Genomic DNA, 12,573 nt, shown 5'->3' with positions numbered 1-12,573 from the left:
GCTGGCTGGTTTGCCTGGAATCGACCCACACCATGTTTGAATCCCATATCCTCAGTTTTGCTATCTGGGTGCCCATTCTGGCCGGCATCCTCGTGCTGTTCACGGGGGGCGACCAGCATGCCGGCAAGGCACGCTGGCTGGCGCTGATCGGCAGCATTGTGGCGTTTGCGGTCACCGTACCGCTGTACACCGGTTTCGATTTCGCTGATGGTGGCTTCCAGTTCCAGGAAGGGTTCCAGTGGATACCTGCCTTTAATATCAATTATCACCTGGGCGTGGACGGTATCGCGGTGCCCTTGATCCTGCTCACCAGCTTCACCACCATCATCGTGGTCATCGCGGGTTGGGAAGTCATCGAGAAGCGCGTCGCGCAATATAACGCCGCCTTCCTGATCATGTCCGGTCTGATGATAGGCGTGTTCAGTGCGCTGGATGCCATCCTGTATTACGTGTTCTGGGAAGCCATGCTGATCCCGATGTTCCTGGTGATCGGTATCTGGGGTGGTCCTAACCGCGTGTATGCCACCATCAAGTTCTTCCTGTATACCCTGCTGGGTTCCTTGCTGATGCTGGTGGCATTCATCTATCTATACCATCAGACCAACAGCTTCGAGATCGTCGATTACTACCGCATGCCGATCGCGCTGGATGTGCAGATCCTGATCTTCCTGGCCTTCTTCATGGCGTTCGCGGTCAAGATCCCGATGTGGCCTGTGCATACCTGGCTGCCTGATGCGCACGTGGAAGCCCCCACCGGCGGCTCCGTGGTGTTGGCCGCCATCGCACTCAAGCTGGGTGGTTACAGCTTCCTGCGCTTCGCCATGCCGATCGCGCCGGATGCCGCACACTACCTGACCGGCTTCATGGTCACGCTGTCGCTGATCGCCATCGTCTATATCGCGCTGGTGGCGCTGGTGCAGCAGGACATGAAGAAACTGATCGCCTATTCGTCCATCTCGCATATGGGGTTTGTCACGCTGGGCTTCTTCCTGTTCAACCCGCTGGGCATGGAAGGTGCCGTGGTGCAGATGATCTCGCACGGCTTCATCTCCACCGCCATGTTCCTGTGCGTAGGCGTGTTGTATGACCGCATGCACTCCCGCCAGATCGCTGATTACGGCGGTGTAGCCAACACCATGCCCACCTTTGCTGCCTTTGCCGTGCTGTTCGGCATGGCCAATGCCGGTCTGCCGGGCACCTCCGGTTTCGTGGGTGAGTTCATGGTGATCCTGGCCAGCCTGCAGGTGAATTTCTGGTATGCCTTCCTGGCCGCGACCACGCTGATCTTCGGTGCGGCGTATACCTTGTGGATGGTGAAGCGCGTGTTCTTCGGCGAGATCGCCAATGCGCATGTAGCCGAACTCAAGGATCTGAACCGCCGCGAATTCCTGATCCTGGGTGTGCTGACTGTGCTGGTGATCGGCTTCGGTGTGTATCCGCAGCCCATCACCGAAATGACCCACGCCAGTGTCAGCCAGTTGCTGTCGCATTTGGCGCAGAGCAAGTTGCCTGCCCTGTAAAGCTGAACGGAACCTAGATAATGAACGCCTTACAATCCGACCTGTTCTCCGCCTTGCCCGAGCTGTGGGTACTGAGCATGGCCATGGTCATCCTGTTGCTGGACCTGTTCCTGAAGCCGCAACAGCGCATCCTGATCTACCTTGCATCGCAGCTCACCTTGCTGGGCGCAGGCGTGTTGACCATCGTCACGCATGTGCCCACGGTGGGTTATGCCTTCAATGCCATGTTCGTGGACGACACCTTGTCCGATGTGATCAAGGTGATGATGTATATCGGCACCTCGCTGATCCTGGTGTATTCGCGCCAATACCTGCAGCTGCGTGGCATGTTCCGTGGCGAGTTCTACGCGCTGGTGCTGTTCTCACTGGCGGGCATGATGGTGATGGCGTCCGGTCAGCATTTCCTCACGCTCTATATCGGGCTGGAATTGCTGTCGTTGAGCCTGTACGCACTGGTCGCGCTGGACCGCGACAATGTGCGCGCTACCGAAGCGGCCATGAAGTATTTCGTGCTGGGGGCGCTCGCCTCCGGCATGTTGCTGTACGGCATGTCCATGCTGTATGGCGCCACTGGCAGCCTGCATATCAGCGAAGTGAGCAGCCGCCTCATGAATGGCGGTGATCACCATGCGGTGATGGTGCTGGGCCTGGTGTTCGTGGTGGCGGGCATGGCCTTCAAACTGGGTGCGGTGCCGTTCCAGATGTGGATCCCGGATGTGTATGAAGGTGCACCTACCGTGGTGACCCTGCTGATCGGTTCTGTCACCAAGCTGGCTGCGTTCGCGTTTGTGATCCGTCTGCTGATCCAGGGCCTGGCCGTGCTGGCCGTCGATTGGCAAAACATGCTGGTCATCATGGCGGTGCTGTCCATCGCCATCGGTAACATCACCGCCATCGTGCAGACCAACCTCAAGCGCATGCTGGCGTATTCCACCATTTCGCATATCGGCTTCCTGCTGTTCGGTTTCATGAGCGTCAGTGGCAATGGCCTGGCTTCGGCATTCTTCTATATCGCCTCCTACACCATCATGTCGCTCGCGGCATTCGGCGTCATCCTGTTGCTGTCGCGCCAAGGCTTTGAAGCGGATACGCTGGACGATCTCAAAGGCCTTAACCAGCGCAGTCCCTGGTATGCCTTCCTGATGATGATCACCATGTTCTCCATGGCGGGCATTCCGCCCACACTGGGCTTTTATGCCAAGTTCACCGTGTTGCAGGCCGCCTTGCAGGCGGGCTACCTGTGGGTGGTGGTGTTCGCCGTGCTGATGGCCGCCATCGGTGCCTATTACTACCTGCGCATCGTCAAGCTCATGTATTTCGACGAGCCACAGGATCACAGCCCCATCGTCGCTCCGTTCGGGATGAAGGCCGCACTCAGCGTCAACGCGCTGTCTCTGCTGGTATTGGGTCTGCTGCCACAGATATTGATGTCGATCTGCGCTTACGCCATCGTGCAGAGCCTCTAGCATGGCGCAGATCACGCTGCTGATCCTGGCCATACTGCTGGCCAACCTGCCCTGGTTGTCCAGCCGCCTGTTCCTGCTGATCCCGGTGGCGCAGCCCAAACGCGTCTACTGGAGCATGCTGGAACTGGCCGTGTATTTTGTCGTGATGGGCTTGCTGGCCTGGTATGCCGAGTTTGCCACGCTGGGACAAACCAGTCCGCAGGGCTGGGAGTTCTATACCATCAATGCCTGTCTGTTTCTGGTGTTCTCATTCCCGGGCTTCATCTACCGGAATTTCTGGTTGCCGCAAGCGCGATAACCAGAACGTGGGGGCACCGCGATCGGCCTTTTTTTGATAAGGTGCTCACATGAAAACGACCATCGACCCTACCATTGACCCTGTAGCCCAGCCATTCTCTGCCCGCCATCTTTGCTCCGCACTGCTGCTGTTCAGCATGATGCTCACAAGCGGCTGTGGCTTGTATGACAAGATGCTCCCCAATAGTGAGTTCAATAGCCATATCGTGCAAGCTGAGGCCGCTTTGCATGATGGCAATCTGTTGAAGGCCGAGAATCGCACTGCACAAGCCCGCATGTTGCAACCGCAAAGCGCGCGCGTGATGCTGCTGCAAGGCCAGATCTACGCCGCCAAAGGCCATCTGGCCCAGGCCTACAATCAATACCAGATGGTGATCAACCTGCCTGTCAACAATGACAACAAGGCCACCATCAATCAGGCGCGTGAATTGCAGGCGGCCCTGGGCTATCGCCTCGAAGTGGATGACAGCCCGGAGGTGGCGGTAGCCGAGGTCAAACCAGACCCCGAAGCCGAAGCACGTGCAGCAGAAGAGCAGGCGTTGCAGGCCACCCGCACCGACATCGAGCAGATGCTGCAAGCCTGGCTGACAGACTGGCAGTCCGGACAGCCCGCCGCTTATTTCGCGCACTATGTGACCGACTTCAAGGGCGAGGCGGCTTCGGCCTCTGCCTGGCGCAAGGCACGTAGCGCACGTCTGAATCCGCAAGCGGGCATACAGGTCAGCATGACGGCGCTGCAGATCGATGTCGTTGACAGTGATAACGCCAACATCAGCTTCACCCAGACCTACAGCGCCAAGCGTTATCGGGATGTAGGCGAGAAAATGCTGGAGCTGGTGCGTGACAACGGCCGCTGGCTGATCCGCGCTGAAACCTTCAGCAAGCAGTGAGCACATGAGTGCGCAGCGTGACAATGGCAACGACTTGCGGCTGGCGCATCTGACACCAGCGAATGCAGTCTCCAGCATGCTTGATCACCACGACCCGGCGCTGGAAGAAGTCGGCCTGAGCAGTCAGGTGCTTGCTCAGGGGCGCATGCTGCAGGTGCGCTGCGATGAAGTGCGGCTGCCCAATGGCATGCAAAGTACGCGTGAATATGTGCTGCATCCGGGCGCGGTGCTGGTGGTGCCTTTGCTCGACAACGGCCAGCTGGTGCTGGAACGCCAGTACCGCTATCCGCTGCACCGCGTGTTCATTGAGTTGCCGGCAGGCAAGATCGACCAGGGTGAGCCTCCGCTGCAGACTGGCCAGCGCGAACTGCTGGAAGAGACCGGTTATACGGCCACCGAATGGGTCTATCTCGGTGCGCAGCATCCCTGCATAGGCTATTCCAACGAAGTCATTCATGTCTATCTGGCACGTGGGCTCAGCGCCGGTGCCCATCAGCGCGATGCAGACGAGGCATTGCAGCTGTTCGACGCCAGCCTGCATGAGTGCCTCGCCATGGTGCAGCGCGGCGAGATCACCGACGGCAAGACCATCATCGCCCTGTTCTGGGCCGAGAAATACCTGCAAGGCACATGGCCCGCCGCATCCTGATCGCAGGCTGTGGCGATCTGGGCTGTGCCGTGGCGGAGCGCCTGTTAGCAAGCCGATTGCAGTCCCCGCCTGACCAGGCATCCGCAACTTCTGTATTCGAGATCCACGGTTTGCGCTACAGCGCCAGGCCGCTGCCTGCTGGTGTGCAGCCTATCCGGGCGGATGTCACGGACGCCAGCACACTGACGGTACTGAACAGCCTGCAACCCGACATCCTGCTCTACTGTGTCGCTGCCAGTGCGCAGAGCGATGACAACTACCGTGCGCATTATGTGGACGGCCTGCGCAATGTGCTGAATGCGATAGTGCACGACAGCTTGCAGCAGGTGTTGTTCGTGTCCAGCACCCGCGTCTATGGTCAGCAGACCGCTGGGCAACAGGCAACTGGGCAACAGACCACGGGTCAGCAGACTGACAGCTTGCTGGATGAGACCACGCCAGCCGAACCTGCGGACTTCGGTGGAGTACGCCTGCTGGAAGCGGAGCGCCTGCTGGCGGCCTTGCCTTGCGCGGCGACGGTATTACGGCTGTCCGGCATCTATGGCCCGGGCCGCACCCGCATGCTGCGCCTGGCGGCAGACCCTGCGTTGTGGCCGGCACAGAACAGCTGGACCAACCGTATCCACCGCGATGACGCGGCCGCGTTCATCGTGCATCTGATCCACCAGGTGCTGGCACAACAGCCGCTCGCGGACCGCTATGTGGTCACCGACAACGCGCCAGTGAGCCAGTACGAGGTGCTGGGCTGGATCGCAGGCCAGCTAGGCGTCGATGTTGCCGGCCAGGCCGTGCCGCCGGTCACGGGCGGTAAACGACTCAGCAACCGGCGCATGCGTGACACGGGGTTTGTATTGCAGTATCCGGATTATCAACATGGCTACGCCAGCCTGCTCGCACGCGGACAGTCCATTTAGGCACCAAGCCGCCAGCGTTACTGCAAAGGTTGCTGCAATGCCGCTAGCAGCGCATCCAGATCCTCTGCCGAAGTGAACGGGTTCATCAGTGCCGTGCGCAGCCAGATCTGGCCATCCAGGGTCACTTGGGTGATATGGAATGCGCCACTTTGCACCAGCCGCTGCCGTAATACGGCCTGGTGTGCATTCATGGCGTGGCGGTCGCTATCTTCACCTCGGTGACGGAAGCAGACGATATTGGTCTGCGGCGCCATCAGCAGTTCGAAGGCCGGGTCTGCTGCCAGCTTGTGCGCCAGTTGCTGCGCAAGGCCATACACCTGATCCACCAGCGCCCCCAATCCCTCCACGCCATACAGTGAGAATGCCGTCCACAGCTTGAGCCCCATCATGCGCTTGGTGCATTCCAGTGTGCTGGTGCTGGTGTTGAAATCATCCATCGTATCGCCCTGGAACAGATAGGACGCTTCCTGTGCGAAGGCGGCATGACGGTTGGCCGGGTCGCGGAACAGCACGGCGGACACGGTGGCCGGCATGTACAACAATTTGTGACCATCCCACACCACGGAATCCGCCAGCGCGATGCCGTCAAGCGCCATGCGGTGCCGGGCCGAGAGCAGGCCGGAAGCGCCATGCGCGCCATCCACATGCAGCCAGAGCTGGTGAGCCCGGCAGTACAGGCCGATCGCGCCTAGCGGGTCTATGCTGCCAGTGGGCGTGCAGGCTGCGCTGGCGACCACGGCCATCACCTGTTGACCTTGCGCCACACAGGCGGCATGCGCTTGCTGCAGCGCAGCGGGCTGCATGCGCCCCTCGGCATCGCAGGCGACGGTGACCACGGCTGCCGTGCCCAATCCCATGATGCCAGCGGCGCGGCTGATGGAATAATGGCTGTGTTCAGAAGCCAGGATGCATAACCGGCCTTGGCTTGGCACACCCTGCTGCCAGCTGTTGCCGGGCAAGGCACGCTGGCGTGCCGCCAGCAGGGCAGTGAGGTTGGCCTGATTGCCACCCGAGGTGAGCAGGCCGTTAAGTCTGGGACTGTCCCAACCCACCAGGGTACTCAGCCAGCGTATCACCTGACGCTCCAGCATGGTGGCGGTCGGCCCGGCTTCATACACCGCCATGGCCTGGTTGCTGAGCGAGGCCACCAGGTCACACAAGGCGGCCATCGGCAAGGGCGCTGCCACCTGATGACCCATATTGCGCACATGGTGGATGGCGAGACCGCCCGGCAGGATGTCCTGCTGCAGCTGTTGCAGCCAGTGTTCGGCATCGAGTGTGGGCTGCTGTGGTAGCGGCCGTTGCCAGCGTGTGTCCTCGGTGACAGGATCACGCCAGGGCAGCACGGCCCCCTGACCTTGCAACTGAGCACTCAGCCGATCTGCCAGCAGGTCGATCAGGCTATGGCCATGCAAACGGAACATCTCCGGGCTGAACATCCCGGCCAGCCTGGCAGCTTTGGTCACAGCAGCGTGGTCACAGCAGAGCGCTCACAGCGGCGAGGGGTCGCGCGCGCGGAACCAGCCGGTCAGGCTGATGCGTTCGCGGCTGGCGGGCAGCACTTCGTGCCAGAAACGTGCCGATTCGAACAACACCAAGCGGTTGCCATGCGGGACCACGTCCAGATGCGGCCGCTCCGGCTGTTCCAGATACAGGCGCAACTGACCGCCATCACTGGCCGACCAGTCGTCGTTGAGGTAGAGGATGCTGCTGATGATGCGTTGCTGGGAATCGCGGAACTGGTCCAGATGTCGACCATAAGCGGTGCCGGGCGGGTACACGGCAAAATGCGTTTCCAGCGTGTGCAGGCCCAGAAAGCAGCTGCGGTTCAATGCCCCGCACAACTCGTTCATGACATGCGTGTAGTGCTGCTGTGCCGGGCTGTCACCGCGATCTTCCAGCCAGTGGGTGAGGTCACCGCGGATATCGCGCTGGGACTGCGCTTGCAGACCGACCCGGGCTGGTTTGAGTGTGCCCGCGGCGGCCATGTCGCGCGCTTCCTGTGCCAGTTGGCGGATGACGCTGTCTGGCAGAAAGTCATCGTAGATGCTATAGCCGTTGGTTTCCAGTGCGCTGATGATGCTATGAGGGATGGGGGTCATACACGGCAGTTTACCGCTGCGGCGGCGGAGGGCAAGAGCCGCGTGCTGGCCGGGCTTATTTAGCCGCGGGCGTCGTCGTGCCGCTGGCCTTGCGCCAGTAGCTGGGCAGGCCTTGCAGCAGGGTCACGCTGTTCATGTGCTCGCGGCGCATCGCCTCCAATGCGGCTTCGTCGGAGAGTGCTTCCGAGGGGGCTGATCCGGCGTTTGCGCTCCGCTGTTGGCGTGCCTGTTGCAGCCAGTCCGGGTTCTGCTGATAGCCCTGGTCCTGCATGCAGCGCTGGAAGGACGAGGCTTGCACACCAGCGATCTCCAGACGCTGGAACTCCACGATGGCGGTGCGGCTGGCCGTGGCCCGTACACTGATATCGCGGCAGTGGTCGATGGCCGTGACCAGAGCATGGTCCAGGGTGGCGCTGTCCTTGCTGCCATCCTGCATCGAGCCAAAATAGTGCATGCCCAGATACACGGACACGATCACTGCCACCACAACAGCCAGTTTCTTCATGCAGCTTCTCCCGGGATGTGAGGCTCAGACCAGTGGCCTGACCTTGCCGTTCAGATCTTGACTTGACATTTTCTGTCAGTGTAGCAAACCGCAACGCACGCGCGCGCGTGCTCAAAATTTCACCGTATCGTCATTCCGGATACAGGACAGCGTGTTAAGTCATCTGTACCCAGGCTGACCACAAACTTACCCACAGGCATTGTGGAGAGCGGCCGGCGGAGTGCCGCCCTGCCGTTGCAAGGCACGGTATTGCCAGGGCGGCAGTGGTTCGTCCTGCTGCCACAGGCCCAGACCGGCAGCACGCGCCGCGCGTTCGCTGGCGGCATAGTCACCATGCAATTCCGGCGACAGCTCGCGGGATTGTGCATAGTGCCAGGCCAGACCTTCCGCCAGCAGCTGCAGGTTGATGTCCTGCTGCCCGGCATACACCGTGCACAACTGACGCTGATAGCGGTCCTGCCTGGCACATTGCAGGCTGACCGTGCGTCCCTGCACCAGGGTGTACAGACGCTCACGCGCACGCTTGCCGCAGGTCTGATGCAGTTCAGGCGTATCGATGCCGATCAGGCGCACTTTCAGTTTCGCGCCATCGGCGGCTTGCACGGTGATGGTGTCACCATCGTGGACGCGTAGCACGCGTGCATCCAGCGTGCTGTCGGCCAGTGCCATGGAAGCCATCCAGGGCAGGGCAGCGAGCGTAGTGAGTAACAGGGCGTATCCCGGCCTGATGTGCGGGTGCTGGTGTGAAATCGCTGGCATGCCCGGATGGTAGCGCAATTCCCGCCCTGTGGTCACACCGCAGACCGGCTGACGCGCGTGATCGCCAGCCCTTGGGCGTTGGCTGTAGCAGCCTATTTGGCCTGCAGTGCCCGCCAGCCGCGATCACGCATGCACAGCAGCAGGCCGCGTGTGGTCTTGAGCGTGGTTCGGTCGGGGCGATGCGCCTCACCCAATGTCGTGACGCAGGCATCGGTGTCAGCCTTCAAGGCGTCCGGCCCACCGCCCACTTTCCACCAGGAGCTGATCAGAAAGATATCCAGCGGGTCTTTGGGCGCTGGAGCGGCGGCGGGCGCAGATGGCGTTGCTGGCGCTGCTGGCGTCGCCAGCGTGGTCGCGCTATCGGCAGCGGTCTGCGCTTTGCCAGGGTTACTGGATGCAGGATCGCTGGCTGCCAGATCGCCGGGTTCCGAGGCCGGGCTGGTAGCGGGCCGGGCCGGGATATCGGCCTCACGGCGCTCATAGCTGGTTACCGGCCCCGGCGCACGCTGGTTATCGGTGAACATCACCGATAGCACCGGATCGTCCTTATCAAAATCCTTCACTACCCACCCTTCGGCGGCCAGGCAACGTTCCACCTCGGCGGCCTGTGTGGCTGATTGTGTGTATAGGCGTTCACAACGGCTTTTTGCTTGCTGCAGATCCCCGGCACTGGCCCCGCGTTTGTAGGAGAACTCGCCACAGGCGGCGAGTTGCAGGCACAGCACGGCGCTTACCAGCGCTAGTGCGCGACCGACTGATAGCGCTACCGCGCGGCCAGGTATGCGCGACGCCGTACGGTGGGAAATCGCTGCGACTGCGCGGCTGACTACGCGGGCGTAAGCACAGGCATCGCGGGCAAGGATGGCAGACATAGGCACAAGCTCCATGAAGTGGTTGCTGCAGCCAAGTTAGCACAGTTCGCGCCGCGCTTCCGCGGCATGACTTACGCAATTTGACGTATTTGAGTCACCACCCCCGCTCGCTAATCTAGCTGCACACAGACCACCAGCCTCACATGACTGGCAGCTTCCAGATTTTGCAGATTTTTTGATTTTTGACTATGACAAAGGGGTGTGACATGAAACAGACGTTAAGGAAATCCGCTTTGCTCGCTGCTGTTGCCAGCACCATAGGCATGGCAGCACCGTTGGCGCAGGCCGCCGGCACCATCACCTTCGGTGAAGATAAATCGGTGTCGGTCGGTCTGGGCATACGCTCCACTTTCACCAGTACCGAGGACGGCGCCACCAACGGCAGTTCCAACAGTAACGACTTCGCGCTGGACAGTGTGCGTCTGTACATGAACGCTTCGCTCAACAAGTACATCAAGGGCACCTTCAACACCGAAAAGAAAGCCGATGAATCGATCGGGGTCATCGATGCCATCGCGCAGTTCGAGTTCATGCCTGAGTTCAATATCTGGGCGGGCCGCATGCTGCCAGCCAGTGACCGTTCCAACCTGAATGGCCCTTACTACCTGCTGCCGTTCTCCTACCCAGGTATCGTGTCGCGCTACCCAAGCAGAACCACAGGCCGCGATGACGGTGCGGCCGTTTGGGGCAAGCTGCTGGATAGCCGCCTGATCTATAACCTGGGCGCGTTCGAAGGCCACAACGTCGGCACCCGTGTCGGCACCACCCCTGGCACCTCGGATCAGCCGCTGGTCGCAGCCCGCTTGCAGTATGACTTCTGGACGCCGAACGGCGCGCCAGCCTTCTACACCGGCAGCACCACCTTTGGCGCAGCCGATGTGCTGTCCGTCGGTGTAGCCGCGCAATACCAGAAGGATGGGGCAGTGAGTGCCACCAGCACCGGCGATTACACCGGCTGGAACCTGGATGGCTTGATGGAAAAGAAGGCAGGCCCAGGCGCGGTCACGGCTGAAGGCGCTTACTACAAGTACGACACCGACGGCGTCATCAAGTCCGAGGACGGCACCGCCTACCTGCTTGGCCTGGGTTACATCTTCAATGAAGTCTTCGGCTGGGGCAGATTCCAGCCGCATGTCCGTTATCAGAAATTCGACCGCGATGACAATCCGGTGCTGGCGGCCGACAAGAAGCAGTATGACTTTGGCCTCAATTACGTGATCGACGGCTTCAACGCCAAGCTCGCTGCAACCTACAGCAAGGTGGAGCAGACCACGGGCAAGGAAGTGGACAAGTTCATCGTGGGCGTACAGCTGCAGTTCTAGAGCCTGGCTGCAATCTTAACTATTTGACTTCAACACAGGAGGTGGATGCATGAAAACCCTGGTGAAACTCGATCTGGACAAAAAGCCCTGGGAACAGGACGGACAGATACACAACCGCTGGCACCCGGACATTCCGATGATTGCCATGGTCAAGCCCGGCGATGAGTTCCGCGTCGAGTGCATGGACTGGACCGGCGGCCAGATCAAGAACGATGACAGTGCCAACGACGTACGCGATGTGGATCTGCTGCAGGTGCACTACCTGAGCGGCCCTATCGGGGTCGAGGGCGCCGAGCCTGGCGACCTGATGGTGGTCGATATTCTCGATGTCGGCACCTTTGATGACTCGCAATGGGGCTTCAACGGCCTGTTTGCCAAGGAAAACGGCGGTGGTTTCCTGACCGACCATTTCCCGGAGGCACGCAAATCGATCTGGGATTTTCATGGTATCTACACCACCTCGCGTCATGTGCCGAATGTGAAGTTCGCCGGCATCATGCACCCGGGTCTGATCGGCTGTCTGCCTTCACGTGAGCTGCTGGACAGCTGGAACAAGCGCGAGGCGGAGTTGATCGCCACCGACCCGGAACGGGTGCCACCGCTGGGCCTGCCACCCAATGCCACCGCAGCGGTCATGGGCCGCATGTCAGGCGAGGCGGCCAAGGCCGCTGCGATGGAAGGTGCGCGCACCGTGCCACCACGCGATCACGGCGGCAACTGTGACATCAAGAACCTGACCAAGGGTTCCAAGGTGTTCTTCCCGGTGTACGTCAAGGACGGCGGCTTGTCCATGGGTGACCTGCACTTCTCGCAGGGCGACGGCGAGATCACCTTCTGTGGCGCCATCGAGATGGCCGGTTATCTGGACATCAAGGTCAGCCTCATCAAGGACGGCGTCAAGAAGTACGGCATCAAGAACCCGGTGTTCCAGCCCAGCCCGCTCACCCCCAACTACCGCGATTACCTGATCTTCGAGGGCATCTCGGTGGACGAGCAGGGCAAGCAGCATTACCTGGACGTGCATGTGGCCTACCGCCAGGCTTGCCTGAACGCCATCGAATATCTCAAGAAGTTTGGCTACAGCGGTGCACAGGCCTTGTCCATCCTCGGCACGGCGCCGGTGGAAGGGCATATCAGCGGGGTGGTGGATATCCCCAATGCCTGCGCCACCTTGTGGCTGCCCACCGAGATCTTCGATTTCGACCTCAAACCCAATGCCGACGGGCCACTGAAACTGGTGACCCCGGGTGCCGACATGGCGTCCACGAGCTGAGCAC

At 60.7% G+C, this 12,573-nt stretch carries 13 protein-coding genes; 8 read left to right on the top strand and 5 right to left on the bottom strand.

Annotated features, from left to right (window positions below; genetic code table 11):
• Positions 1–32 precede the first annotated feature (32 nt).
• The 6 genes from ED236_RS07015 (at position 33) to ED236_RS06990 (ending at position 5,736) form a co-directional block, all read left to right on the top strand.
• Complete coding sequence (locus ED236_RS07015) at positions 33–1,520, top strand: NADH-quinone oxidoreductase subunit M (protein WP_123237252.1); 1,488 nt, start codon at positions 33–35, stop codon at positions 1,518–1,520.
• Positions 1,521–1,540: 20 nt separating this feature from the next.
• Positions 1,541–2,986 (top strand): NADH-quinone oxidoreductase subunit NuoN, encoded by a 1,446-nt coding sequence (gene nuoN, locus ED236_RS07010; RefSeq protein ID WP_123237251.1) that lies wholly within the window; start codon positions 1,541–1,543, stop codon positions 2,984–2,986.
• 1 nt (position 2,987) lies between these two features.
• Complete coding sequence (locus ED236_RS07005; protein WP_123237250.1) at positions 2,988–3,284, top strand: DUF2818 family protein; 297 nt, start codon at positions 2,988–2,990, stop codon at positions 3,282–3,284.
• 49 nt (positions 3,285–3,333) lie between these two features.
• The gene (locus ED236_RS07000) at positions 3,334–4,173 is read left to right on the top strand and encodes a L,D-transpeptidase Cds6 family protein (RefSeq protein ID WP_123237249.1); all 840 of its coding nucleotides are present in this window, start codon (positions 3,334–3,336) and stop codon (positions 4,171–4,173) included.
• A gap of 76 nt (positions 4,174–4,249) precedes the next feature.
• A complete protein-coding gene (locus ED236_RS06995) occupies positions 4,250–4,822 on the top strand; it encodes an NUDIX domain-containing protein (RefSeq protein ID WP_123237442.1) in 573 nt (190 codons plus the stop codon).
• The gene (locus ED236_RS06990) at positions 4,804–5,736 is read left to right on the top strand and encodes an NAD-dependent epimerase/dehydratase family protein (protein WP_123237248.1); all 933 of its coding nucleotides are present in this window, start codon (positions 4,804–4,806) and stop codon (positions 5,734–5,736) included. The genes ED236_RS06995 and ED236_RS06990 overlap by 19 nt, the downstream gene beginning before the upstream one ends.
• A 17-nt stretch (positions 5,737–5,753) precedes the next feature.
• Here the strand turns inward: ED236_RS06990 and ED236_RS06985 are convergent, their stop codons facing one another.
• The 5 genes from ED236_RS06985 to ED236_RS06965 all read right to left on the bottom strand — a co-directional run bounded on the left by ED236_RS06985 (position 5,754) and on the right by ED236_RS06965 (position 9,974).
• Positions 5,754–7,202, bottom strand: coding sequence for a pyridoxal phosphate-dependent decarboxylase family protein (locus ED236_RS06985; RefSeq protein WP_240032065.1), 1,449 nt, complete (start codon positions 7,200–7,202; stop codon positions 5,754–5,756).
• A gap of 24 nt (positions 7,203–7,226) precedes the next feature.
• Entirely contained in the window at positions 7,227–7,838 is a 612-nt protein-coding gene (locus tag ED236_RS06980) for a 2OG-Fe(II) oxygenase (protein ID WP_123237246.1), read from the bottom strand.
• 55 nt (positions 7,839–7,893) lie between these two features.
• Entirely contained in the window at positions 7,894–8,343 is a 450-nt protein-coding gene (locus ED236_RS06975) for a hypothetical protein (RefSeq protein ID WP_123237245.1), read from the bottom strand.
• A gap of 186 nt (positions 8,344–8,529) precedes the next feature.
• Positions 8,530–9,102, bottom strand: a complete 573-nt coding sequence (locus tag ED236_RS06970) for a thermonuclease family protein (RefSeq protein ID WP_123237244.1) — start codon at positions 9,100–9,102, stop codon at positions 8,530–8,532.
• Between the two features lie 92 nt (positions 9,103–9,194).
• Positions 9,195–9,974, bottom strand: a complete 780-nt coding sequence (locus ED236_RS06965) for a hypothetical protein (RefSeq protein WP_148042264.1) — start codon at positions 9,972–9,974, stop codon at positions 9,195–9,197.
• Positions 9,975–10,180: 206 nt separating this feature from the next.
• Between ED236_RS06965 and ED236_RS06960 the strand changes: the two genes are divergently transcribed.
• A complete protein-coding gene (locus ED236_RS06960; RefSeq protein ID WP_123237242.1) occupies positions 10,181–11,296 on the top strand; it encodes a porin in 1,116 nt (371 codons plus the stop codon).
• A gap of 49 nt (positions 11,297–11,345) precedes the next feature.
• Positions 11,346–12,569 (top strand): formamidase, encoded by a 1,224-nt coding sequence (gene fmdA / locus ED236_RS06955; RefSeq protein ID WP_123237241.1) that lies wholly within the window; start codon positions 11,346–11,348, stop codon positions 12,567–12,569.
• Positions 12,570–12,573: the final 4 nt, after the last annotated feature.

The sequence above is a fragment of the Pseudomethylobacillus aquaticus genome (assembly GCF_003730115.1).
GTDB lineage: Bacteria > Pseudomonadota > Gammaproteobacteria > Burkholderiales > Methylophilaceae > Pseudomethylobacillus > Pseudomethylobacillus aquaticus.
Note: the sequence above shows the minus strand (reverse complement) of the source record. Positions and strands in the feature narration are given on the sequence as shown.

What these genes read in the sequence shown, in the direction of transcription:
- ED236_RS07015 (WP_123237252.1), top strand. Translation starts at nt 33, where the DNA reads ATGTTTGAATCCCATATCCTCAGTTTTGCTATCTGGGTGCCCATTCTG.
- nuoN (WP_123237251.1), top strand. Translation starts at nt 1,541, where the DNA reads ATGAACGCCTTACAATCCGACCTGTTCTCCGCCTTGCCCGAGCTGTGG.
- ED236_RS07005 (WP_123237250.1), top strand. Translation starts at nt 2,988, where the DNA reads ATGGCGCAGATCACGCTGCTGATCCTGGCCATACTGCTGGCCAACCTG.
- ED236_RS07000 (WP_123237249.1), top strand. Translation starts at nt 3,334, where the DNA reads ATGAAAACGACCATCGACCCTACCATTGACCCTGTAGCCCAGCCATTC.
- ED236_RS06995 (WP_123237442.1), top strand. Translation starts at nt 4,250, where the DNA reads ATGCTTGATCACCACGACCCGGCGCTGGAAGAAGTCGGCCTGAGCAGT.
- ED236_RS06990 (WP_123237248.1), top strand. Translation starts at nt 4,804, where the DNA reads ATGGCCCGCCGCATCCTGATCGCAGGCTGTGGCGATCTGGGCTGTGCC.
- ED236_RS06980 (WP_123237246.1), bottom strand. Translation starts at nt 7,838, where the DNA reads ATGACCCCCATCCCTCATAGCATCATCAGCGCACTGGAAACCAACGGC.
- ED236_RS06975 (WP_123237245.1), bottom strand. Translation starts at nt 8,343, where the DNA reads ATGAAGAAACTGGCTGTTGTGGTGGCAGTGATCGTGTCCGTGTATCTG.
- ED236_RS06970 (WP_123237244.1), bottom strand. Translation starts at nt 9,102, where the DNA reads ATGCCAGCGATTTCACACCAGCACCCGCACATCAGGCCGGGATACGCC.
- ED236_RS06965 (WP_148042264.1), bottom strand. Translation starts at nt 9,974, where the DNA reads ATGTCTGCCATCCTTGCCCGCGATGCCTGTGCTTACGCCCGCGTAGTC.
- ED236_RS06960 (WP_123237242.1), top strand. Translation starts at nt 10,181, where the DNA reads ATGAAACAGACGTTAAGGAAATCCGCTTTGCTCGCTGCTGTTGCCAGC.
- fmdA (WP_123237241.1), top strand. Translation starts at nt 11,346, where the DNA reads ATGAAAACCCTGGTGAAACTCGATCTGGACAAAAAGCCCTGGGAACAG.